Here is a 24,905-nt window from a genome sequence, read left to right as displayed (position 1 = left end):
TTAAGAAAAAAACGAATGTTTTTTATAAATTAACAAGGATATTGCAGTTTTTCGCAGAAATAGTTAAAGTATAAAAAATTCTGTCATCTAAGTGAGGTGAGCATATTGAGTGTAATAAATTGTGAAGAAGTGAAACGAGATGAGTTTCATACAGAAAAGTACTATGAAAGTTATAACATCTTTGGCGCACATGTTGTGACGGAAGATGAGATTCAAGGGGTACGATTTACAGTGTGGGCTCCTCATGCGAAAGCAATGAGTGTTGTTGGAGATTTTAATGAGTGGGATTATGAGCAACATAAGATGCTACAAGTGACAGAAGAAGGCATTTGGTCCTTATTTATACCGCATATTGAAGAAGGAGAAATATATAAATATGCGATTGAAACGTTGGCTGGTGACGTCATTTTAAAGGCAGATCCGTATGCTATATATGCAGAAGTAAGACCGAATACGGCATCTGTAGTTTTTGATATAAAAGGATATGAATGGAATGATAAAAACTGGAATCGTAAGAAAAAGAAAAAAACGATTTATAAAGAAGCGATGACAGTTTATGAATTACATTTTGGTTCTTGGAAAAAGAAAGAAGACGGAACACTATATTCTTACAGGGAAATGGCGGAAGAACTCATTCCGTATGTGGTGGAACATCAATTTACACATATTGAAATTATGCCGCTTGTTGAGCATCCATATGATCGTTCTTGGGGATATCAAGGAACGGGATATTATGCAGCGACGAGTAGATTTGGTACACCGCATGATTTAATGTATTTTGTCGACGAATGTCATAAATATGGAATCGGTGTCATTTTAGATTGGGTACCGGGGCACTTTTGTAAAGATGCTCACGGTTTATATTTGTTTGATGGCACACCGACCTATGAATATAAAGATAAAGATGTACAAGAAAATCTAGTATGGGGAACTGTCAATTTTGATTTAGGAAAGAGAGAGGTACGTAATTTCTTAATTTCAAATGCGTTATTTTGGATGAGATATTTCCATATTGATGGTTTCAGAGTAGATGCAGTTGCGAACATGTTGTACTGGAATAAAGAAGGACAAGAGCAAAGTAATGAGTACGCTGTTTCATTTTTACGGGAGTTAAATGAAGCGGTATTTGCAGAGGATGAAGATTTTCTTATGACGGCAGAGGATTCAACAGCTTGGCCACTTGTAACAGCACCAACGTATGAAGGTGGGCTTGGATTCAATTACAAATGGAATATGGGTTGGATGAATGACGTGCTGAAATATATGGAGTGTGCGCCAGAGTACAGAAAATATATTCATGAGAAAATGACGTTCTCTTTACTATATGCTTACTCTGAAAACTTCATATTACCCCTTTCTCATGATGAAGTCGTTCATGGGAAAAAGTCATTATTAAATAAAATGCCAGGTGATTACTGGGATAAGTTTGCTCAGCTTCGTTTATTATATGGATATTTCTTTACTCACCCAGGAAAGAAATTACTTTTCATGGGAGGAGAATTCGGGCAGTTTGATGAGTGGAAAGACCTTGAAGATTTAGATTGGAATTTACATGATTTTGAAATGCATCGTTATATGCATGATTACTTTAAAGAGCTCATAGCATTGTATAAGCGCTCAAAACCACTTTGGCAGCTTGATCATTCGCCTGAAGGTTTTCAGTGGATTGATGCTAATAATAACGAGCAAAGTATTTTCTCATTTATCCGCCAAGGGGATAAACAAGAAGATGCATTAGTTATCGTATGTAATTTTACGAAAGCTACATATGAAAACTATAAAGTAGGTGTACCAGATTTCGAGTATTATAACGAGATTTTAAATAGTGATGCTGAGCAATATGGCGGGTCAGGGCAAGTAAATAAGAAACGTCTGAAGGCGATTCAAGAACCGTTTCATAATCAAGCAGCACATGTAGAAATTACAATTCCACCATTTGGCGTATCCATATTACGACCAGTGAAGACGAGAAAGGGGAGCAAAAAACAAGATGGCTCAAAAACAAAAGTGCGTAGCAATGTTACTAGCAGGGGGAAAAGGTAGTCGTTTAAGTGCATTAACAAAGAATTTAGCCAAGCCAGCTGTTCCATTTGGTGGTAAATATCGCATTATTGATTTTACGCTAAGTAACTGTGCGAATTCTGGTATTGAAACGGTTGGGATTTTAACGCAATATCAACCACTCGAACTTCATAATTATATCGGAATCGGAAATGCGTGGGATTTAGACCGAGTAAACGGTGGGGTCACAGTCTTACCTCCTTATGCGGAGTCTTCAGGGGTTAAGTGGTATACAGGTACGGCAAGTGCCATTTATCAAAACTTAAACTATTTAAGTCAGTATGAACCGGAGTATGTTCTCATTTTATCAGGCGACCATATTTATAAAATGGATTACAGTAAGATGCTAGATTACCATATTGAGAAAGAATCGGACGTATCCATTTCTGTTATTGAAGTACCTTGGGATGAAGCAAGTCGCTTTGGCATTATGAATACAAATGAAGAAATGGAGATTGTTGAGTTTGAAGAGAAACCGCAATTTCCAAGAAGTAATCTTGCATCAATGGGAATCTATATTTTTAATTGGTCAATTTTGAAAGAGTATTTAGAGATGGATGCAAGAAACCCTGAATCTAGTAACGATTTCGGAAAAGACGTACTTCCGCTTTTATTGGATGAAGGGAAGAAGCTAATGGCGTATCCGTTTGAAGGATATTGGAAAGATGTTGGAACGGTGAAGAGCTTATGGGAAGCGAATATGGATTTGCTTCGCGATGAAACATCACTGAATTTAAATGATCGTAATTGGCGTATTTACTCTGTCAATCCAAACGAACCGCCTCAATATATTGCTGAAAAGGCGAAAGTAGAAGAATCGCTTATTAACGAAGGGTGCGTCATTGAAGGGGACGTGAAGCATTCTGTGTTATTCCAAGGAGTGACGGTGGAAGAAGGAAGTATGGTGATTGATTCTGTCGTTATGCCAGGGGCTAAGATTGGTAAAAATGTTGTGATTGAAAGAGCGATTGTTGGATCAGAAATGGTTATCGAAGATGGAACAATCATTCGTCCAGAAAAGAATGTTGACGATGTAGTATTAATTGCTGAAGGGAAATAGAAAAGGGGGATGAAATGAATGGGAGAAAAAATGTTAGGAATTATTAATGCAACGGGAAGTTTTCCTTCCTTAAAGAAAGTAACAGGGCATCGTTCACTAGCGGCGTTACCGTTTGGGGGCCGTTATCGACTCATTGATTTCATGCTTTCAAATATGGTGAATTCTAGTATTCATAGTGTGGCAGTTTTTACAAGCCATAAAAATCGTTCGTTAATGGACCATGTTGGTTCAGGAAAACAGTGGGATTTAGATAGAAAACGAGACGGACTATTTTTATTCCCGCCAAACTGCCAATGTGACCAAGATGAATTTGGGTCTTTTGCACACTTTAGAAGACATATTGATTATTTTCTAAGAAGCAGAGAAGAGTACGTTGTTATTACGAATAGCCATCTCGTAACAGCATTAAATTTTCAAGCGGTGTTAGAGCGACATATACATACGGCAGCTGATATTACGGAAGTTTGCCATGAAGGGGTTTCGCTTCAAACATATGTGTTAAAGAAACAATTATTGTTAGACTTATTTGAGTCATATAAAGATGTGGAACAATACAGTTTATTTGATGTAGTGAGAGAAAAGCGCGGGAAATCATTACACATTGCTACATATGAACATACTGGATATGTAGCAATTATTGACTCGATTGAAAGTTACTATAAACATAGCTTAGAAATTTTGCAACCTGCTATTTGGAAGCAATTATTTAAGAAAGAAGCACCGATCTTTACGAAAGTAAAAGATGAGCCACCAACTCGTTATCTAAAGGGTGCAGTCGTGAAAAATACAATGATTGCAAACGGTAGTATTATTGAAGGGGAAGTCGAAAACAGTGTTGTTTCCCGTTCAGTTAAAATTGGAAAAGGTTCAATTATTCGTAACAGTATTATTATGCAAAAGAGCCAAATTGGAGATAACTGTATAATAGACGGTGTTATTATTGATAAAGACGTGAAAATTGGTGACGGTGTTGTACTAAAAGGAAACGCCGATGAGCCATACGTTGTAGAAAAAGGAAGCGTTCAAAACAGTACGATTAATAGTTATTCTTAAAAGAATCAGTGGGGGTCTTCCTCCACTGATTAAAGTTTTAATTCAAATGAAAACTCGAAGGGGGGAAGCTGCAAGAGGAGTAATAAAAACTTTTCGCGCAGTGGGACAACAAGTGAATATTTTATTTGCAGTATCAGAATGTGTACCGTTTGTGAAATCGGGAGGATTAGCTGATGTAGCGGGTGCGCTCCCAAAAGAGCTGAAAAAATTAGGAGTGGACGTTCGTATTATACTTCCGAATTATAGTCTCATTCCGCAAAAGTTAAGAGATGGATGTACGTTACATAAAGTAATTAACGTCCCGCTTGGGTGGAGAAATCAATATTGTGGAATTTTAAAAGGTGAGCAAGACGGGATTACGTATTACTTAATAGATAATGAGTATTATTTTAAGAGGGATTCTCTGTATGGTCATTATGATGATGGAGAGCGTTTTTCTTATTTTTCGAAAGCAGTTTTAGAGTGTATTCCGCATCTTGATTTCGAAGTGGATGTTCTTCATAGCCACGATTGGCATACAGCTATGGTTAATTTTTTACTACGTGAAAAGTATCAAGATAACCCATTATATGAGCATATTAAAACGGTATATACAATTCATAACTTGCAGTTCCAAGGTGTATTTCCTCCTGAAGTGATGTACGACTTGTTAGAACTTGGTGATGAATATTTCCATAGTGAGCAGTTAGAGTTTTATGGAAATGTGAACTTTATGAAGGGCGGTATTATCGCTTCTGATCAAATTACAGCGGTTAGCCCGACATATAAAGAAGAAATTCAATATGAATTTTTCGGTGAGAAGTTAGATGGGTTGTTACGAAAATATAATGATAAGCTTAGCGGCATTGTAAATGGAATTGATACGAGCGTATATAATCCAGAAACGGATTCGTATATTACTGCTCAGTACGATGCAGAGTCATTAGAGGAAAAGAATGAAAATAAACGCGCCTTGCAGCGTTATTTCGGTTTGCCAGAAAAAGAAGATACGCCGATTATTTCAATGGTAACGAGATTAACGAAGCAAAAAGGTCTTGATTTAGTACGTACTGTATTCCGTGAAATAATGGAGGAAGATGTACAATGCATTATTTTAGGATCAGGTGATTCGGAATATGAGCAATTCTTTGAGTGGATGGCATACGAGTATCCTGAGAAGGTAAAAGTGTATATCGGCTTTAATGAAGAATTAGCTCACCAAGTATATGCGGGAAGTGATTTATTTTTAATGCCATCACTGTTTGAACCGTGTGGACTTGGACAACTTATCGCATTAGCTTACGGTACGATTCCAATTGTAAGAGAAACAGGCGGATTAAATGATACGGTACAATCTTATGATGAAGAAACTGGAGAAGGAAATGGTTTCAGTTTCACGAACTTTAATGCACATGACATGTTGCACACAGTTCTTCGTGCAATTGAATTTTATCATGATAAACCGGTATGGGAGCAGCTTGTAAAGCAAGCGATGACGGAAGATTATAGCTGGGAGAAGTCAGCTCTTGCTTATAAGAAATTGTATAAAAGTCTCATGGAATAACATGTAGGTGGTGAAGAAATGTTTACTCATGTTGAAAGTTTCAAATCAGCTTTTCTAGAAAAGTTAGAGACGATGTATGGTAAAAGTTTCAAAGACTCTACAACTCGTGATCAATATAATACACTCGGCCATATGGTACGTGAGTATATGAATGGTCAATGGATTGCAACGAACGAGAGTTATCGATCCGGAGAGCAAAAGCAAATGTATTACTTGTCTATTGAGTTTTTGCTTGGACGTTTGCTTGGAAGTAACATCTTGAATTTAGGTATTCGAGATGTATGCGAGCAGGGGTTATCTGAACTAGGGATTTCGTTACAAGAGTTAGAAGAAGTGGAAGCAGATGCAGGTCTTGGAAATGGTGGACTTGGACGATTAGCAGCCTGTTTCCTTGACTCACTTGCATCGTTAAACTTACCAGGTCATGGTTGTGGCATTCGTTACAAACACGGCTTATTTGATCAAAAGATCGTTGATGGTTACCAAGTTGAATTTCCAGAACAATGGCTTCTTCATGAAAACGTATGGGAAGTAAGAAGGCATGATCAAGCTGTAGAAGTAAGTTATTTCGGCAATGTTGAACCGCTATACATTGATGGACGTTTAGAGTTTAGGCATACGAATGCAGAAGTGATTATGGCAGTACCATATGACGTTCCGGTAGTAGGTTATGAGACGAGTACTGTAAATACACTTAGACTTTGGAATGCTGAACCAGTTCCTTTCCCGCAAAATTGCAAAGATATTTTGAAATATAAGCGTGAAACAGAGGCGGTATCGGAGTTTTTATATCCAGATGATACGCATGATGAGGGGAAAATACTTCGTTTGAAACAACAGTATTTCCTTGTATCAGCAAGTTTGCAAAATATCGTTCGTATGCATAGAGAAAGATATGGTGATCTTCGTCAATTACATGAGAAAATTGCGATTCATATTAATGATACACATCCAGTTTTGGCGATTCCAGAATTGATGCGTATTTTATTAGATGAAGAAAAACTAGCATGGGAAGAAGCTTGGCACATAACGACGCAAACGATTTCTTATACAAATCATACGACGTTATCAGAAGCGCTTGAGAAGTGGCCAATTCACATTTTTAAACCGTTATTACCGAGAATTTATATGATTATTGAAGAGATTAATGAACGTTTCTGTCATGAGCTTTGGGAACGTTATCCGTATGAATGGCATCGTATTGAAGAGATGGCGATTATTGCACATGATCTTGTGAAAATGGCTCATTTGGCAATTGTCGGTAGCCATAGCGTAAACGGTGTAGCAAAAATTCATACGGAAATTTTAAAGCAACGTGAAATGCGATTGTTTTATGAGTTTTATCCAGATAAGTTTAATAATAAAACGAATGGGATTGCTCATAGACGCTGGTTAATGAAGGCGAATCCACAGCTGACAAACCTTATTTCAGAGGCGATTGGAACAGAGTGGAAGAAAGAACCGATTAAGCTTCAAGAGCTACAATTAGTTCAATACGATGCGAGTTTCCAAGAGAAATTTGCAGAGGTAAAACAAGAGCGTAAAGAAATTTTAGCGGCGCGCATTCATAATAAAATGGGGATTACAATTGATTCTAATTCTATTTTTGATGTGCAAGTAAAAAGACTGCATGCTTACAAACGACAATTACTAAACGTTCTTCATATTTTATATTTGTATAACCGTCTGAAAGAGGATGCTAGTTTTACATTTTATCCGCGTACTTTTATTTTTGGAGCGAAAGCATCACCTGGCTATTATTACGCGAAAAAAATTATTAAATTAATAAATGAACTCGCAAGAAAAGTGAATAATGATCCGTACGTAAGCCAATATATGAAAGTTATCTTTCTAGAAAACTATCGAGTTTCTTTAGCGGAAGATATATTCCCAGCGGCCGATGTAAGTGAACAAATTTCAACTGCGAGTAAAGAAGCATCGGGAACAGGGAATATGAAATTTATGATGAATGGTGCGATTACACTCGGAACGCTAGACGGAGCGAATATTGAAATAAAAGACAGGGTCGGTGATGATAACTGTTTCATTTTCGGTTTAACAGCAGAAGAGGTTCTTCATTACTATCAAAATGGTGGATATCGTGCAAGTGATTATTATCACCACAATGGGCACATTAAAAAGGTAGTAGATCAGTTAACGAATGGTTTCTTTGCACAGTCGGGAGCCGAATTTGAAGCAATTTACGATTCTCTCGTTATTCAAAATGATGAATATTTCGTTCTGCGAGATTTTGGTCCATATGCTGAAAGACAAGAAGCTGTCGGTAGAGCTTATGAGAACCGAACGAAGTGGCTAGAAATGTCGATTTTAAATATTGCACAGTCTGGTCATTTTGCGAGCGATCGAACGATTTTGCAGTACAGTAATGAAATTTGGGGTATTGGTAATGCTGTTAAACAGTTTTAAAGAGGTTGCTATATTGGGAGATATATTATCGATTTACCAACAGAAATGGATATTAATAAATAAAACGGGCTTAATAAAATTAAGCTCGTTTTATTTATTTTGCTTAAGAAAGAAATGGAACAGTGGTATATATGATACCTGCCCCATCATACTCTCCTGTCGCAAAGTATGAAAATGTAAAGAAACCTGTAACCGTAAAAATTACAATAAGGAAAAATGCGAAGATAAATTTTAACATGTAAGGTCCCCTCATCCAAAAATAACTTCATAGATTATTATAGTATACGAATATTTTATTTCCAATTGTTTACTGGTTAAAAATGAGAAGTCAGACATGTTTTGTATGTTGTAATGGAATGATTATTTGTAATGGATTTTGTGTTTTTTGTAAATGTCATGTTGTGATGGACGTGTGCATACTCCCAGTCATGATCATTAAAATTTATGTTTCGGGGAGGGAGAAGTGGAACGACATCGAATAAGTTGACGAAACGAAAGCTACTAGCTACTTGTAGTTTATAATAATTTCGAAAAGCGATATCTCCTACTTTTGGAGAAGCGAATGTATAAAGTCCATACTGTGCGAAGGCAGTATTTATACGTGCATCTAATATGTGTAATGTGGCAAGCGCGCCACCTAGACTATGCCCAGTAGCTAGCAGTTTTTTATGTGCTGGCAATGATACGAGCATATCCATAATAGAATCACGACAAGACTCATAAATAGAGAGAAAACCGTTATGGACATTTCCGCCATTTAAAGCATAAGGATAAGGTTTTTGATTGACGAGAGAATCAATAATCCAATCTGGATCTGTTTGAGTGCCTCTGAAGGCAACGATAATTGTATCCTCAGATTCTAATATAAATCCGAACCATTCTGTTGTTTGAATGGCCTTTCCTTGAAAACCTTGTACATATTGAAAACCATCTGGTATTTCGAAAATACCATTTTGTTTATATTGTTCATACGTTAACTCACAACAAGAAGCTAACAGTATGGCAGTTTCTTTATCAAAGGATAAAGGAGTACGCATTAAGGTAGCCCTCCTTAAGAAAAGGTATAGTTTAATATATGCGGTGAGGAACTTGATTCATTCTTTTGGAGGTGGGGAATAGCTTGTATCGCTTACCTAAATCAGTGGAGGAAATTATAATGTCAAAATAAAACAGTGCCTGATAAGGGCACTGTTTACTCTTTTTCATCTCAAGGAATCGACTTTTTTAGTTATTCTTAATGAACTGACGCATGCGTTAGTTGCATAAGTAAGAGGTTTGAAAAAATAGCCTGTATATATTTGAATGATGAATAACTTACCTATTTTCTTGTGTTTGTTTGCGTTACATACAGAAAAAATTCGGAAAATAAAACATATTATTTATCTGTTTGTTTTTGCTTCTTTTTCAAATACTCCATACGCAATTTTTCAAGTTGCTGCTTTTTATCAAATTTGGCAGGCTTCTGTTTTTCATGGAACTTTGCCACAGCTACCTGACTTTTGGAATCCAATTGATATTTTCCCACTTTGTTCACCTACTTTTCTTGTCTCTAAAGAGAATCTACTCAACAAATATAATATACCTTATTTTCCTGAAGTAAACCTTATTACTTTATTTTAACTGCTTTTTCTCGTTTGTAGACGTAAATTAAAACACCCTTTCACTTTATTACTGCAAGCAAGGGTGTTTTAATTTTATTATTTTATTAGTTGATGGCCATGCCCACATAAGGGCACAGTTTACTCTTTCCCATCTAATAAACGACCAAGGCCACCTAATACACTACTTTCGCCAGTACTTTGCGCTGCTGGGCTTGTAAGGCGTGCTGCTAATCGGCTAAGTGTTAAGGACTGAATCCAAACTGTTCCAGGTCCTTCTAACGTTGCGAAGAATAAACCTTCGCCGCCAAATAGAGCTGTTTTTACTTTTCCAACGAACTCGACATCATAGTTAATGTCTTTTGTCATAGCAACGAGACAACCTGTATCAATGCGAAGTTTCTCACCAGGTTTTAATTCACGTTTATATACAGTTCCACCTGCGTGCATGAAAGCAAGACCGTCACCTTCAAGTTTCTGCATGATAAAACCTTCACCACCGAAGAAACCAGTTCCTATTTTTTTCGTAAATTCAATTCCGATAGAAACACCTTTTGCGGCACAAAGAAAGGCATCTTTTTGACAAACTACTTTTCCTTGATATTCTGTTAAATCTACAGGAATAATTTTACCAGGATAAGGAGCAGCAAATGAGACGTGGCGTTTGCCGTGACCTGTATTTGTAAATACAGTCATAAACATACTTTCGCCTGTAACGAGACGCTTACCAGCGCCCATTAATTTTCCGAATAAACCTCCAGATGGGCCAGAACCATCACCGAAGATTGTTTCCATTTCTATGTAATCTTCCATCATCATCATTGCGCCAGCTTCTGCGATCACGCTTTCTTCTGGATCTAACTCAATTTCAACAAACTGCATATCATCTCCGTATAACTTATACTCGATTTCATGTGCTCTCATTTTTTTCACCTCGTATGTAATAGATACTTATATTGTACAGAATTTAATAGGATTAGAATACTTTAGTTTTGTTAATTTTCAAATAAAATGGGACCAACCCAAACGGATTAGCAGCTCCCGCCAATCAAATTATCCACAAATACCGGGCTAAAATATGAATATGGAAATTCAACATTATATTAAAATTATAAAAAAATGGTGGAATGAAAGTGTTCTCATTTGACGTTTTGGATATAGCGTGATATAGTGAAATCACTATTGAGCTACATAATGTGGTACGGAAATAAAGCACGTTGAATTAAAGGCTGTAAGCTTGTTATACATTCATGTCCTTTATATCCACCTTTTCATGTGGATTCATAGTTTCATTTTTATTTAGGAGGTACATGACATGCAAACAGGTAAAGTTAAATGGTTCAACAGCGAAAAAGGTTTCGGTTTCATCGAAGTTGAAGGTGGAGACGATGTATTCGTTCACTTCTCAGCTATCCAAGGTGACGGATTCAAAACTTTAGAAGAAGGTCAAGAAGTTTCTTTCGAAATCGTTGAAGGTAACCGTGGACCACAAGCTGCTAACGTTACAAAAAACTAATTAGCTAGCGATAAAAAGCATTCCGATTTTCGGAATGCTTTTTTTTATTCTTTGGAACTCGACTCATTTGAAGATAGTTCGCCCTTAAACGTACGCTCTTCAAAGTCATCAAGCATTTGTTCATATTCTTCATGCTCTTCTGTAGCGAAAACTTGCGGATTTTTTCCATACATATCCGTACCGATAAAGTTTTCAAAATCCTCTACGTATCCTACATTTTCCTCACTATTTACGTACATGCCGTTATAATTTTTCGAATCTCGTCTTTCTAAATCAGACGGTGTTTCAGACGTTCCATAATTGGCAACATCTTGCCACGCATCTTCTGCATCGTACTCAACAGAACGATCTTCATCATGTTTATGGAAAGAAGGGGATAACACTTCTTCCTCAACTGGTCGTGTATTCATATTTAACTTATTTATCGTGTGCTGGATGCATGTTGTAGCAGTCGGCATTGCCTCTAATCTTTCAAACGGAATTTCTTCACCAGACACTTCGCAAATGCCGTACGTACCCGCTTCTATTTTTTGCAGGGCATGTTTCGTATCCTCTAGCTGTTTATGCCAAAGTTCAATAAGTCCGAAGTCTTTTTCGCGTTCATATAGCTCTGTAGCCATATCAGCTGGATGGTTATCATAGCTAGATAATTCTCCAACAGACTCGCGTTCAGATGCACGATCTTCATTTTCATGTGTTTGTATCGTTTGCTCTAGTTCTTGCTTTTGCTTTTCTAAAACGGATTTAAATTGATTTATTTGTTGTGGAGTTAACATAGTCGTCCACCTTCCTACAATTCAGTTTCTTTACATAGTATGAGCGTTGCGAGTAGGAATTATGAGCTGAAATTGGTATATGAAAAAGGAGCCGCGTTAGCAGCTCCTTTTAAAGGAAATATCCAAGTAATAATCCGATTCCCATTAGGAAACCGAAGATTGTATTTGTTTTTGCTGTTGCAATCATCGCAGGTACCATTTCCATTGGAATGCTTTTGCCGATAAAGCCTTTCGTCGCTTTAAATGCTTTCGGTGCACTTAAAAATACGATAAGCATCCATGGTGATACGATGCCCACGATAATTAAAGCAATTGTCCAAATGTAGGAAACGATGAACATCGAAGCAAGTACACCAACAGCTCTTTCACGTCCAACGAGAATTGCTAACGTTTTACGACCGTTTTCTTTATCGCCATCTAAGTCACGAATATTATTAGCTAGTAAAATGGCACCAATTAAAATGGAGCTTGGAATAGATAGTAAAATGACTTCTGATGTTACAGTTCCAGTTTGAATAAAGAATGAAATTCCAATAATGATAACACCCATAAATAATCCGGCTGTTAACTCTCCAAATGGTGTATAGGCAATGGGAAGTGGGCCACCCGTGTAAAGGTAAGCAACGGCCATACAAACAAGACCGATTGCAGCAAGCCACCAGCTAGAATTCATACAAATATAAACACCTAATAGTATTGCGATGCCGAAAAATCCAAATGCTAAGTTAAGCACTGTTTTTGGCTGAATGCCATCGCGAACGATAGCGCCGCCGATACCAACTGAACCTTCGTGATCGAGTCCTCTTTTATAATCAAAGTATTCATTAAACATGTTTGTTGCTGCCTGAATGAGAAGACAAGCAAGAAGCATTATAAGGAAAAGAGGGAGATGTATTTGATTTATACCTCCGACCTGCATTGCATAGGCTGTTCCGATGAAAACAGGAACGAAAGCTGCTGTTAATGTATGGGGACGTAGTAAACTCCACCAAATGCGCCAGCCTGTTTGCTTGCTTGGTTTTGGCGCCGTAGGAGAGGAATTCGTTTCGACGTTCATTTCCATGTTGAATCCTCCTTTGGTCACATATTGTACACAACTAAGTGTAGAAAAAGCATCATTTAGTGTCAACGTTTATTTTCTAGGAAGAGAAGGTGAATTTCTCAGAAATGCTAAACGTTGACAGGCCTTTCGTTTGAGGTGTATCTTAAAATCAAGCGTAATTATGACTATTTTTCGCCCATAGGGGGGAGACAATTGTGATTCAAACGAAACAAAAAGGCTTGCAAGAAGTTCTTAGTGCAGCCATTAAGCATGCAACTGATGAAAAAATATTGGTTAGTTTTGTAAAACAAATAGACTGGATGGATCCGCTTCTGTTTTATGCAGCAGGAAAAAGGATTGCATTGGAAAATAGATGTTATTTTGCAGATCCAGCTCAGCATGTAATATTTGCTGGAATTGGCTCTGTTTTCACTATAGCAAATTCTTCTCACAAACGCTTTCAAGCGGCTCGTGACGAGTGGGATAAAGTAAAAGAGAAAGCATTTGTACAAAGAGAAAAATATGAATTTGGAACAGGTCCTCTTTTATTTGGTGGATTTTCATTTGACCAAGAAAAAGAGAAAACGGACTTATGGAAAGAATTCGATGATACGACATTTTCACTACCAGCATTTTTATTAACTGTAAAAAATGAAAAAGCATGGTTAACAATGAATACATTCGTTTCAGCAACAGATTGTGCAGAAACTCTTTATAACGAAATTGTTTCTTTAGAAGAGAAAATTTTTGGGGAGAGTAAATGTGCATTAGAAGGATCGAAATTAACAGTTACTTCTAAAGTGGAAGTAGATCCAAAAAGCTGGATGAATGCCATTGAGAAAGTGCAAGATGAGATGAAGCAGGGGAACGTGCAGAAGGTTGTATTAGCGAGGGAGCTAAAAGTAGAAATGGATCATCATATTGATTCTGCTCTCGTTTTAGAAGCACTTCGCATTGGGCAACCGGATTGTTACGTATTTTCTTTTGATTATAAAGGAGCATGCTTCTTAGGAGCGACGCCAGAGAGGTTAATTCGCAAAGAAGATGAGAAGTTTACTTCGATGTGTCTTGCTGGTTCAACTGGTCATGGTCAATCTATAGAAGAAAGTAAGCGAAATAGTAATGCGCTTCTTCATGATGAAAAGAATTTAGCTGAACACGGTTATGTTGTAAACATGATTCGAGGAGTATTAAATGAGCACTGCGAATCTGTTAATATTCCGGAAAGTCCGGGCTTATTAACAACGAAAAACTTAATTCATTTATATACGCCTGTAGAGGCAAAGGGCGATGCGAGTCTTTTAACAATGGTAGAAGAATTACATCCAACACCAGCTCTTGGCGGGACACCTCGTTTGGAAGCGATGAAACTGATTCGTGATGTTGAATTGTTAGACAGAGGATTATATGGCGCACCGATTGGCTGGATAGATGATGAAGGAAATGGTGAGTTTGCGGTTGCACTCCGCTGCGGGTTATTAAATGGCGAGAAAGCATCATTATTTGCTGGTTGCGGGATTGTAATTGATTCTGTACCGCAACTTGAATATGAAGAAACAAGTTTGAAGTTTAGACCGATGCTTGGTGCTTTGGAGGAATTAATGAAATGAACAATCATATAGAAGCATTATCATATTATTTAGGCGCGTTCGTGGATGAACTGACGCGTCTAAATGTATGTGATGTTGTCATTAGTCCAGGCTCACGGTCAACGCCGATTGCTCTACTAATGGAACAACATGAAGGAATGAACACTTATTTACATGTAGATGAAAGATCTGCAGGATTTTTTGCGCTCGGTATTGCGAAAGCAAAAAAACGCCCAGTAGCATTATTATGTACGTCAGGAACAGCAGCAGCGAACTATTATCCAGCTGTATGTGAAGCTTTTCATTCAAGGGTCCCGCTTATCGTCTTAACAGCGGATAGACCGCATGAATTAAGAGATGTGGGTGCACCACAAGCAATGAATCAATTTAATTTATACGGTACTTTTGTGAAACAATTTACAGAGATGGCACTGCCAGAAGCAAGTGAGGCGATGTATCATTACGCTCGTATGACGACGCAGCGTATAGTAGCAAATGCTTGTTTAGCGCCGCAGGGTCCTGTTCATCTTAATTTTCCAGTTCGCGAGCCGCTTATCCCTGATTTCTCACTAGAAAGCTTATGGGATAAAGGACGTAGTGAATATACAGGAGTAGTTCAGCAAGGAAACGCGGTGATGCCGAGTGAATATGTAGATTCTCTTGTAGGGCGCCTTTCACATATGGAAAAGGGGCTTATTATTTGTGGAGATGATAGTCATGCAGAAATTGCAATGTTTGCAACGCAATTAGCTGAGAAAACTGGCTATCCTATATTAGCAGACCCACTTTCTAATATTCGTAGCGGACACCACGATAAAACGATGGTAATTGACTGTTACGATACATTTTTACGAAATGAACAGTTAAAAGAAACATGGAAACCGGACGTTTTAATTCGCTTTGGTGGTATGCCTATTTCTAAATCATTAACGCAGTTCATAAAAAAACAAACAAAAGCAGTTCATATCGTTGTCGATGAATCAGGACAATGGAGAGATCCAGCTCTTGTTGCGACAGAAGTTGTGCAAGCAAGTGACATTGAATTCTGCAAGGCATTAATAGAAAAAATGCCAGTTATGAAAAAGAATGATTGGTTCAGTATGTGGCAACATATAAACGAAAAAACGAAGGAAACGCTTCGTGAAATGGAAACATATGAAACTGCATTTGAAGGAAAGGTTATTACAGATATTGTGCGCGTATTACCAGAAGACGCAACGTTATTTGCGAGCAATAGTATGCCAATTCGTGATACAGACTCATTCTTCTTCACATCGGATAAAAATATCCATGTGATGGCAAATCGTGGTGTAAATGGTATTGATGGAATCATTTCGACAGCTCTAGGAGCGAGCGTTATTTGCGACCCACTTGTATTAGTGATTGGTGATTTATCATTTTATCACGATTTAAATGGACTGTTAGCAGCGAAATTACATGAATTAAACATAACAATTGTCGTTGTAAATAATGATGGCGGGGGTATTTTCTCATTCTTACCACAGTATGAGAAAAAGGAACATTTTGAATCATTATTTGGAACACCAATTGGACTTGATTATGAGCACGTTGTCAAAATGTACGGTGGTTCATTTAGCCGTGTAAACGGTTGGGAGCAATTCCGAGAAGAGGTACAAAAGGGAACAAGGGCGGAAGGTTTAAACGTTGTGGAAATTTGTACGAATCGTGATGAGAACTTAACATTGCACCGTACATTATGGACAAAAACGATGGACGTAATTACTACATCTTTACAAGGTGAATCAAAATGAAAGTAACGCTGCAAGGTGTATCGTATGAATATGAAGTAGTCGGAAGCGGGGAACCACTTCTACTTCTTCATGGTTTTACGGGAAGCATGGAAACGTGGCGTTCTTTTATCTCTTCATGGAGTGAGCAGTTTCAAGTTATTGTAGTGGATCTTGTTGGACATGGAAAGACCGAGAGTCCTGAAGATGTTGCGCATTATGACATTCGAAATGTGGCATTGCAAATGAAAGAACTATTAGATTATCTTCATATTGAAAAAGCACATATACTTGGCTATTCAATGGGCGGTAGATTGGCGATTACGATGGCATGTCTATATCCAGATTATGTACATTCTCTTTTATTAGAAAATTGTACAGCTGGGCTCGAAAACGAAGCAGATAGAAAAGAACGTCGTGAAAAAGATGATCGACTTGCCGATAAAATTGAGCGAGAAGGCATAGAAAGTTTTGTATCGATGTGGGAAAATATTCCGCTTTTTGAAACGCAAAGACGTTTAGCAAAAAACGTACAAGAAGCGGTGCGAAAAGAACGACTTGCTAACAACCCAAAAGGGCTCGCAAATAGCTTGCGAGGCATGGGAACTGGGGCTCAGCCTTCATGGTGGGATGAGCTGAAAAACTTAAAAATACCTGTTCTTTTAATGAACGGAGAGCATGATGAAAAGTTCTTTCGCATATTAAAAAACATCGAAAAATGCGTCTCTGACGCGAAATTTGTCAAAATTGATGGTGCTGGCCATGCAATTCATGTGGAACAACCGGAAAAGTTTGATACAATAGTAAAGGGATTTCTAAAAACTATGCAGTGATGCTTTTTTCAGTTAAGAATGAAGTTACACTTATAGAGGAAATCAGAAATATACAAGGAGGTAGTTGTAATGGCTATTGAATGGATAAAAGAAGGCAATTACGAAGATATTATTTATTCAACATACAATGGTATCGCAAAAATTTCGATTAACCGTCCTGAAGTACATAACGCATTCCGTCCAAAAACGGTAATGGAGTTAATCGACGCTTTTGCACAAGCTCGTGATGATGCAAATGTTGGCGTTATCATTTTAACAGGTGAAGGTGGACGTGCATTCTGTTCTGGCGGCGACCAAAAAGTTCGTGGTCATGGTGGATATGTAGGTGACGACCAAATCCCACGTCTAAACGTATTAGACTTACAACGTCTAATTCGCGCAATTCCTAAACCAGTTATCGCAATGGTAGCAGGTTATGCAATCGGTGGTGGACACGTACTTCATATCGTATGTGACTTAACAATCGCTGCAGACAACGCTGTATTCGGACAAACAGGTCCTAAAGTAGGAAGCTTTGACGGTGGATACGGAGCTGGTTACTTAGCTCGTATGGTAGGCCACAAGAAAGCTCGCGAAATTTGGTACCTATGCCGTCAATACAGTGCTGGGGAAGCGCTTGATATGGGCTTAGTAAATACAGTAGTACCATTAGAACAACTTGAAGCAGAAACAGTACAATGGGCACAAGAGATCTTAGCAAACAGCCCAATGGCACTTCGTTTCCTAAAAGCTGCATTCAACGCAGACACAGACGGTCTAGCTGGTATTCAACAATTAGCTGGAGATGCAACGTTATTGTACTACACAACTGACGAAGCAAAAGAAGGTCGCGACGCGTTCAAAGAAAAACGCAGTCCGGACTTCGGTCAATTCCCTCGTTTCCCTTGATCAAATCAAAAGCGGAAGCGGCTCGCTTAGAATGTGAGGGGGATGGAGCTTCTGACGTAGAGGCGTTTTTTGCCTCGTAGGAAGAAGTGAAGCCACCGAACATTCTAGCTGCTGTAGCTGGATGTGACAAACCGGAAACAAAACAACTAAGAGACTTGATGTCATATCAAGTCTCTTTCTTTCATGAAAGGAGAATGTATGATGGAAACTATGCCAAATTGGTTAATGCAACGTGCGTTTTTAACACCAGATCGAACTGCAATTGAAATAGAGGAAGAGAAAGTTACTTTTATGCAGCTGCATGAAACAGTAGTATCTGTTTGTGAACGTCTCACGCATGTTGGAGTGAAGCGAGGGCAAAAGGTGGCTGTTCTGATGAAAAATGGTATGGAGATGATTACAGTTATTCACGCCCTATCGTACGTAGGGGCAGTAGCTGTGCTTTTAAATACGCGTCTTTCAAGAGAAGAGCTACTTTGGCAAATGGATGATGCTGAAGTTATTTGTTTAGTGACCGATCAAGAATTTGATGCTAAAGATGTTCCTGTCTATTCATTCGCCGAAGTGATGAATGGACCAAAAGAGGAAGCCTCTATACAAGAAGAATTCTCTTTAGAAGAAGCGATGACGATTATTTATACGTCAGGGACGACAGGAAAACCGAAAGGTGTTATTTTAACGTACGGCAATCACTGGGCAAGCGCGGTTGGCTCTTCGCTTAATTTAGGACTTCGTGATGATGATTGCTGGTTAGCGTGTATGCCGATGTTCCATGTTGGCGGGTTATCTCTTCTAATGAAAAATATTATGTACGGCATGCGCATTTTACTCGTTCCGAAATATGATGCTGATTTTATTCATACAGCACTTCAAACGAGAGGCGTAACGATTATTTCAGTCGTATCAAAAATGTTAACTGATTTATTAGAGAGACTTGGAGAAGAAACATATCCATCTTCTTTACGATGTATGTTACTTGGCGGAGGACCAGCGCCGAAGCCGTTATTAGAAACGTGTGTAGATAAAGGAATTCCTGTGTATCAAACGTACGGTATGACAGAAACGTCTTCGCAAATTTGTACGTTGTCCGCAGATTACATGTTAACGAAAGTAGGATCAGCTGGAAAGCCACTATTTCAGTGCCAACTTCGTATTGAAAAAGATGGCGTAGTAGTGCCGCCACATGCGGAAGGTGAAATCGTAGTAAAAGGACCGAACGTAACAGGTGGTTACTTTAACCGTGAAGATGCGACGCGTGAGACTATTCAAAACGGATGGCTTCATACTGGCGACCTCGGTTATTTAGATGAAGAAGGATTTTTATACGTATTAGATCGCCGCAGTGATTTAATTATTTCTGGCGGAGAGAATATATATCCGGCTCAAATTGAAGAAGTGTTGCTGTCCCATCCAGCGATAGCGGAAGCTGGTGTTGTAGGTATGACTGATGATAAATGGGGACAAGTACCCGCTGCTTTTGTTGTGAAAAGCGGGGCGGTAACAGAAGAAGAAATTCTTCACTTTTGCGAGGAGAAATTAGCGAAATATAAAGTGCCGAAGAAAGCATGTTTCTTAGAGGAATTACCACGTAACGCTTCGAAAAAATTGTTAAGACGAGAGTTAAGAGAATTAGTGGAGGAGAAAGAAACAGTAAACAAAAACATAGACAAAAGTAGGCATATATAATAAAAAGTAATTATGAAACAATATAAACCAAAAGAATTTTCAGAAATGCTTAATGTCTCTGTTAAGACATTGCAAAGGTGGGACAATCAAGGTGTTTTAACTGCTTACCGAAACCAAAAAGGAAGATGATACTATACAGAAGAACAGTATAAGGAATATATGGGTATTCAAGAAGAAAATAAAGTAGGCAAAGTAGTTATTTACACAAGAGTATCAAATCCAGGTCAGAAAGATGATTTAGAAAATCAGGTTGAGTTTTTAAAAACATTCGCAAATGCACGAGGGATGATTGTAGATGAAGTTATCAAAGATATTGGTAGCGGATTAAACTACAAAAGAAAACAGTGGAATAACCTGATTGACAGTTGTATGGAAAGAAATATTTCGACTATCATCATTGCACACAAAGATAGATTTGTACGTTTTGGATATGAGTGGTTTGAAAAGTTTCTTCGTAAAATGGGAGTGGAAATTATGATTGTTAACAATGAAAAACTATCTCCTCAAGAAGAACTTGTGCAGGATTTAATATCTATCATTCATGTATTTAGCGGTAGAATATATGGGTTGAGAAAATACAAAAAGAAAATGTCGGAGGATGAAGATTTATGAAAAGAGCATATTTAATAGAAATCAAACCGACAACTGAACAAGTTAGTAAAATCCGTCAAACTATTGGGGTGTGTCGATATGTATATAACCTGTATATCTCTAAAAATAAAGAGGCATATGAGTCGGATGGGAAATTTCTTAGTGGCTATGACTTTTCTAAATGGTTAAACAACATTCATACAAAAGAGTGTGACCAGTGGATTAAAGAAGTGTCGAGCAAAGCGGTAAAACAAGCGATTATGAATGGAGATAAAGCTTTTAAGCGATTTTTTAAAGGTTTATCTAAGTTTCCACGATATAAAAAAAAGAAGAAGCAAGATGTGAAGTGCTACTTTCCGAAAAACAACAAAACAGATTGGACAGTAGAAAGACATAAAGTAAAAGTCCCTACAATTGGTTGGATAAGGTTAAAAGAGTATGGATATATTTCAAAAAATACAACTGTAAAAAGTGGTACAGTATATCAAAGAGCAGGAAGATACTATGTGTCTATACTCTGTGAAGTGAAAGAGGTAAAACCAAATTCAATTCTCAATGCAGTAGGTATAGGAATTGATTTGGGAATTAAAGACTTCGCTGTACGTAGCGATGGAAAAACTCACAAAAATATAAATAAAACAGTACAAGTAAAAAAGATAGAAAAACGGTTAAAACGTGAACAACGCTCTTTATCACGCAAATTTGAAAATATAAGAAAGAGAGGTGAACAACCTGTTACTAATAAAAGAGCGAATATAAACAAAAATATTCTTAGGGTGCAACAGCTACATGCTAGGCTAGCAAATATTCGATTAGCGTATGTAAAGTCTATTGTAAATGATGTGGTGAAAACCAAGCCAATGTTTATTACAGTAGAAGATTTGAATGTGAAAGGTATGATGAAGAACAAACATCTATCTAAAGCTGTAGCGCAACAATGTTTTTATGCTTTTAAAACATGGTTATCAACGAAATGTAGGGAATATGGAATTGAACTACGGCAAGTGGACAGATTCTATCCATCTTCTAAAATATGTTCATGTTGCGGTCAAAAAAAGTCGGATTTAAAGCTGTCTGACCGAGTATATACATGTGATTGTGGAAATGTAATGGATAGAGATTTAAATGCATCTATCAACCTTTTACAAGCAAAAAAATATACAATACTAACGTAAATAGATTGTATATATGTACGGTGGGCTACATCGGAATTTACGCCTGTGGAGTGTCACAGCAAACTGTAGTAGCAAGTGATTAGCGAGGCAGGGCACGTAGAAGCAGGAATACTCTAAGAATATACATTTGTCTATATTTTTAGTAGCAGATGTAGGTGGAAATAAAAAAAGCGACACTTCATATAACAGAAATGCCACTCGTAATCCCGTTTGCTGCAAGCTACGGAACGTATGAGAAGCGTGAGAGCATCGTTATTAAATTAGAGGATACGGACGGATACATTGGATTTGGCGAAGTCGTCGCCTTCTCTGAACCGTGGTATACGGAAGAAACAGTGAAGACAGCATTGCATGTACTGCAAGATTTTTTATTACCTGATTTATTAAAGGCTGAAATTTCTCATCCGAATGAAGTGCCAAGTTTGTTCCAGCATATAAAAAGAAACCGAATGGCAAAGGCAGGAATAGAAGGAGCTGTTTGGGATTTATATGCGAAGCGACAAAAGAAGTCATTAGCGACATTACTAGGCGGGACTAGACCTGAAATTGAGGTCGGTGTTGTAATTGGTATCAATACAATTCCGGTTATGTTAAAACAAATCGAAAAGTACGCAGAAGAAGGGTACGAGCGTTTTAAAGTGAAAATAAAGCCAGAGCATGATTACGAATTATTGAAAGAGATTCGAAAAGAGTTTCCGCATATCCCGCTAATGGCAGATGCAAATTCAGCATATACATTAGGGGATACGGAGAGGCTGAAACGACTAGATGAATTCCAATTAATGATGATTGAACAACCGTTAGCCGATTATGATTTTCTTGATCACGCGGAGTTGCAAAAGAAAATTGAAACGCCGATTTGTTTAGATGAAAGTATTCATAGTTTAGAAGATGCACGCGTTGCGATTACCCTTGGTAGCTGCCAAATTGTGAACATTAAACCAGGGCGAGTGGGCGGATTAACAGAATCGGTTCAAATCCATAATTATTGCATGGAGCACAACATACCCGTTTGGTGCGGCGGTATGGTGGAGATGGGGATTTCAAGAGCACAAAATGTTGCGCTTGCCTCATTGCCGAACTTTACGATTCCGGGCGATATATCTGCTTCTAGCAGACATTGGGAGCAGGATATTATTTCGCCGGAAGTGACGCTTAAGGGCGGAAAAGTTATGGTGCCGCAAAGTGTTGAAGCTGAGTATGAAGTAGACCGCGGAAGGTTGGCGGAGATCACGAAACAGCGAATTGTTTTGGAGCGGTAGGTTGAGTCTTTCAAATAGCGGGCGAATTTCGTCGGTAATTGTCGGTAAGTCGATATAACTGAAAAATCGCTGATATAATTCGAGTTACGGTTGATATAATTGGAAAATCGCCGATATAATTCAAGTTGTGGTCGATATATTTGAAAAATCGCCGATATAAATTTCATTTACAAAGGTTACTCCCGCGAGTAACCTTTTCGTATTGTACAAATTGGATAGACTAGTTTACAATCGAGCGTATAAAAGGGGGAGTAAAATGAAGCGCATTTCAATTTTAATAGTGGATGATGAGGCAGAAATTGCCGATTTAATTGAGATACATTTAGAAAAAGAAGGGTACCATGTCGTGAAGGCAGCGGACGGGGAAGAGGCTGTTCATATTATTGAAACGCAGCCAATCGACTTAGTGGTTTTAGATATTATGATGCCGAAAATGGATGGGTATGAAGTGACGCGTCAAATTCGCGCGAAGCACCATATGCCAATCATTTTCTTAAGTGCGAAAACTTCGGACTTTGATAAGGTGACAGGTCTTGTATTAGGCGCAGATGATTATATGACGAAACCTTTTACACCGATTGAATTAGTTGCGCGTGTAAATGCACAATTACGTAGGTTTCTTACATTAAATCAGCCGAAAGTAGCGGAGAATAAATCTGCTTTAGAGATAGGCGGAGTTATTATTGATCCTGAGCGAAGAACAGTGAACGTCTATGGAGAGCAAATTGAGTTAACACCGAAAGAGTTTGATATTTTATATTTATTAGCGAGCCATCCGAAGAAAGTGTATAATGTGGAAAATATTTTTCAGCAAGTATGGGCAGATGATTATTATGAAGGCGGAAATACAGTTATGGTACATATTCGTACGTTGCGGAAAAAGCTTGGGGAAGATAAAAGAAAGGATAAATTAATAAAAACAGTGTGGGGAGTAGGTTATACTTTCAATGGATAATATGATGAAAAGTTTTCGATTTAAAATGATTGCCTTATTTGCGTTAAGTATGGTGCTTGCAGCAACTGTAACTTATATAATTTATAAAGGATTGCAGCTGTATTATAAAACGATGGTTCGCTACGAAGAGCCTTTAGCGCAATTTAGGTCAGTGGTAAGGGAATTTGGAGACATTAACTTCTTTTTAATTTTCTTTATTCCGTTATCTATTATCTTTTTCTTCTTTTTGACAAAACCGTATTTAAAGTATTTTAGTGAGATTTCTAACGGGATTCATCATCTTGCGAACGGTAACTTTACGAATAAAGTTCAAGTTTCATCAAACGATGAGTTTGGAGATATCGCACGTGAAATAAATGTTGCGAGTGAAAAGTTAAAAGAAGCGGTGGAAAGAGGAGACTTTGCTGAAAGTAGTAAAGATCAGCTCGTTGTGAATTTAGCTCATGATTTAAGAACACCGTTAACATCCGTTTTAGGATATTTAGATTTAATTCTTAAAGATGAGAATTTAACAAAAGAACAAATTAAACATTTCTCCACAATTGCATATACGAAATCGCAAAGGCTCGAAAGTTTAATTGATGAGTTATTTGAAATTACACGTATGAATTATGGCATGCTAAAGCTGGATAAAAAGCCGATTGATATAAGTGAACTACTTATACAGTTAGATGAGGAATTGTATCCTTTATTAGAGAAACATCATTTACAAGCTAGGTTGAATATTGATCCTCATTTGCCAATTAACGGTGATGGAAAATTGTTAGCTAGAGTATTTGAAAACTTGTTAACAAATGCCGTTCGATACGGATATGATGGGCAATTTGTTGATCTGAATGGGTATATCGATAATGAAGAAGTTGTCGTACAAGTTATAAATTATGGAGATAGTATTCCAGAAGAAGATTTACCGTATCTTTTTGATATGTTTTATACAGGTGATAAATCGAGAACTGAGAACCGTGGCGGGACAGGCCTTGGACTGTTTATTGCGAAAAATATTGTTGAGCAGCATAACGGTACAATTTCTGCTGAAAGTAATGTAGTTAGAACAATGTTTGAAGTGCGATTGCCAAAAGACGAGAACTTAACAATTTAATAA

At 37.7% G+C, this 24,905-nt stretch carries 21 protein-coding genes and 1 pseudogene; 16 read left to right on the top strand and 6 right to left on the bottom strand.

Annotated features, from left to right (window positions below):
* Window positions 1-105: 105 nt before the first annotated feature.
* The 5 genes from glgB to glgP all read left to right on the top strand — a co-directional run bounded on the left by glgB (window position 106) and on the right by glgP (window position 8,144).
* Window positions 106-2,043, top strand: coding sequence for a 1,4-alpha-glucan branching protein GlgB (gene glgB / locus MKY21_RS24460; protein WP_341077560.1), 1,938 nt, complete (start codon window positions 106-108; stop codon window positions 2,041-2,043).
* Complete coding sequence (gene glgC, locus MKY21_RS24455) at window positions 1,991-3,121, top strand: glucose-1-phosphate adenylyltransferase (protein ID WP_000057604.1); 1,131 nt, start codon at window positions 1,991-1,993, stop codon at window positions 3,119-3,121. The genes glgB and glgC overlap by 53 nt, the downstream gene beginning before the upstream one ends.
* A gap of 18 nt (window positions 3,122-3,139) precedes the next feature.
* The gene (gene glgD / locus MKY21_RS24450) at window positions 3,140-4,174 is read left to right on the top strand and encodes a glucose-1-phosphate adenylyltransferase subunit GlgD (protein ID WP_000504163.1); all 1,035 of its coding nucleotides are present in this window, start codon (window positions 3,140-3,142) and stop codon (window positions 4,172-4,174) included.
* Between the two features lie 112 nt (window positions 4,175-4,286).
* The gene (gene glgA / locus MKY21_RS24445; RefSeq protein ID WP_033683981.1) at window positions 4,287-5,717 is read left to right on the top strand and encodes a glycogen synthase GlgA; all 1,431 of its coding nucleotides are present in this window, start codon (window positions 4,287-4,289) and stop codon (window positions 5,715-5,717) included.
* Window positions 5,718-5,735: 18 nt separating this feature from the next.
* Window positions 5,736-8,144: a glycogen phosphorylase gene (gene glgP / locus MKY21_RS24440; protein ID WP_240853222.1), complete on the top strand. Its 2,409-nt coding sequence runs from the start codon at window positions 5,736-5,738 to the stop codon at window positions 8,142-8,144.
* A gap of 103 nt (window positions 8,145-8,247) precedes the next feature.
* On the opposite strand, the gene MKY21_RS24435 is transcribed toward glgP, so the two are convergent.
* The 4 genes from MKY21_RS24435 to MKY21_RS24420 form a co-directional block, all read right to left on the bottom strand.
* The gene (locus MKY21_RS24435) at window positions 8,248-8,382 is read right to left on the bottom strand and encodes a hypothetical protein (protein WP_000911065.1); all 135 of its coding nucleotides are present in this window, start codon (window positions 8,380-8,382) and stop codon (window positions 8,248-8,250) included.
* A gap of 76 nt (window positions 8,383-8,458) precedes the next feature.
* On the bottom strand, window positions 8,459-9,181 hold the full coding sequence (locus MKY21_RS24430) for a lipase family protein (protein WP_001260134.1): 723 nt from the start codon (window positions 9,179-9,181) through the stop codon (window positions 8,459-8,461).
* Between the two features lie 338 nt (window positions 9,182-9,519).
* Window positions 9,520-9,669, bottom strand: coding sequence for a hypothetical protein (locus tag MKY21_RS24425; protein ID WP_000521638.1), 150 nt, complete (start codon window positions 9,667-9,669; stop codon window positions 9,520-9,522).
* 214 nt (window positions 9,670-9,883) lie between these two features.
* Complete coding sequence (locus MKY21_RS24420; protein ID WP_341077553.1) at window positions 9,884-10,666, bottom strand: TIGR00266 family protein; 783 nt, start codon at window positions 10,664-10,666, stop codon at window positions 9,884-9,886.
* A 391-nt stretch (window positions 10,667-11,057) separates the two neighbouring features.
* Between MKY21_RS24420 and cspD the strand changes: the two genes are divergently transcribed.
* Window positions 11,058-11,258 carry a cold-shock protein CspD gene (cspD, locus tag MKY21_RS24415; RefSeq protein ID WP_001193054.1) on the top strand — a complete coding sequence of 67 codons (201 nt, stop codon included), beginning with the start codon at window positions 11,058-11,060 and terminating at the stop codon, window positions 11,256-11,258.
* Window positions 11,259-11,302: 44 nt separating this feature from the next.
* On the opposite strand, the gene MKY21_RS24410 is transcribed toward cspD, so the two are convergent.
* Both MKY21_RS24410 and MKY21_RS24405 read right to left on the bottom strand, forming a co-directional pair.
* Complete coding sequence (locus MKY21_RS24410; RefSeq protein WP_044796379.1) at window positions 11,303-12,034, bottom strand: yteA family sporulation protein; 732 nt, start codon at window positions 12,032-12,034, stop codon at window positions 11,303-11,305.
* A 109-nt stretch (window positions 12,035-12,143) separates the two neighbouring features.
* Window positions 12,144-13,097, bottom strand: coding sequence for a 1,4-dihydroxy-2-naphthoate polyprenyltransferase (locus MKY21_RS24405; protein WP_044796381.1), 954 nt, complete (start codon window positions 13,095-13,097; stop codon window positions 12,144-12,146).
* 194 nt (window positions 13,098-13,291) lie between these two features.
* On the opposite strand from MKY21_RS24405, the gene MKY21_RS24400 reads away from it, so the two are divergent.
* The 10 genes and pseudogenes from MKY21_RS24400 to MKY21_RS24355 all read left to right on the top strand — a co-directional run bounded on the left by MKY21_RS24400 (window position 13,292) and on the right by MKY21_RS24355 (window position 24,902).
* On the top strand, window positions 13,292-14,686 hold the full coding sequence (locus MKY21_RS24400) for an isochorismate synthase (protein ID WP_000616751.1): 1,395 nt from the start codon (window positions 13,292-13,294) through the stop codon (window positions 14,684-14,686).
* Window positions 14,683-16,437, top strand: a complete 1,755-nt coding sequence (gene menD / locus MKY21_RS24395) for a 2-succinyl-5-enolpyruvyl-6-hydroxy-3-cyclohexene-1-carboxylic-acid synthase (protein WP_016118797.1) — start codon at window positions 14,683-14,685, stop codon at window positions 16,435-16,437. The genes MKY21_RS24400 and menD overlap by 4 nt, the downstream gene beginning before the upstream one ends.
* Entirely contained in the window at window positions 16,434-17,246 is an 813-nt protein-coding gene (menH, locus tag MKY21_RS24390; RefSeq protein WP_000869211.1) for a 2-succinyl-6-hydroxy-2,4-cyclohexadiene-1-carboxylate synthase, read from the top strand. Before menD ends, menH begins: the two co-directional genes overlap by 4 nt.
* Window positions 17,247-17,315: 69 nt before the next feature.
* The gene (menB, locus tag MKY21_RS24385) at window positions 17,316-18,134 is read left to right on the top strand and encodes a 1,4-dihydroxy-2-naphthoyl-CoA synthase (protein ID WP_000963870.1); all 819 of its coding nucleotides are present in this window, start codon (window positions 17,316-17,318) and stop codon (window positions 18,132-18,134) included.
* Between the two features lie 201 nt (window positions 18,135-18,335).
* The gene (locus tag MKY21_RS24380; protein WP_000449593.1) at window positions 18,336-19,820 is read left to right on the top strand and encodes an o-succinylbenzoate--CoA ligase; all 1,485 of its coding nucleotides are present in this window, start codon (window positions 18,336-18,338) and stop codon (window positions 19,818-19,820) included.
* Window positions 19,821-19,832: 12 nt separating this feature from the next.
* Window positions 19,833-20,432 (top strand): annotated as a pseudogene (locus MKY21_RS24375) (IS607 family transposase).
* On the top strand, window positions 20,429-21,586 hold the full coding sequence (locus MKY21_RS24370; RefSeq protein WP_341077546.1) for an RNA-guided endonuclease InsQ/TnpB family protein: 1,158 nt from the start codon (window positions 20,429-20,431) through the stop codon (window positions 21,584-21,586). Before MKY21_RS24375 ends, MKY21_RS24370 begins: the two are co-directional and overlap by 4 nt.
* A 155-nt stretch (window positions 21,587-21,741) precedes the next feature.
* Window positions 21,742-22,848 carry an o-succinylbenzoate synthase gene (gene menC, locus MKY21_RS24365; RefSeq protein WP_044796388.1) on the top strand — a complete coding sequence of 369 codons (1,107 nt, stop codon included), beginning with the start codon at window positions 21,742-21,744 and terminating at the stop codon, window positions 22,846-22,848.
* 256 nt (window positions 22,849-23,104) lie between these two features.
* Complete coding sequence (locus MKY21_RS24360; RefSeq protein WP_000822516.1) at window positions 23,105-23,803, top strand: response regulator transcription factor; 699 nt, start codon at window positions 23,105-23,107, stop codon at window positions 23,801-23,803.
* Entirely contained in the window at window positions 23,796-24,902 is a 1,107-nt protein-coding gene (locus MKY21_RS24355) for a HAMP domain-containing sensor histidine kinase (protein WP_341077544.1), read from the top strand. The genes MKY21_RS24360 and MKY21_RS24355 overlap by 8 nt, the downstream gene beginning before the upstream one ends.
* Window positions 24,903-24,905 lie beyond the last annotated feature (3 nt).

This window comes from Bacillus sp. FSL R9-9497 (assembly GCF_038005805.1).
Lineage (GTDB): Bacteria > Bacillota > Bacilli > Bacillales > Bacillaceae_G > Bacillus_A > Bacillus_A cereus.
Note: the sequence above shows the minus strand (reverse complement) of the source record. Positions and strands in the feature narration are given on the sequence as shown.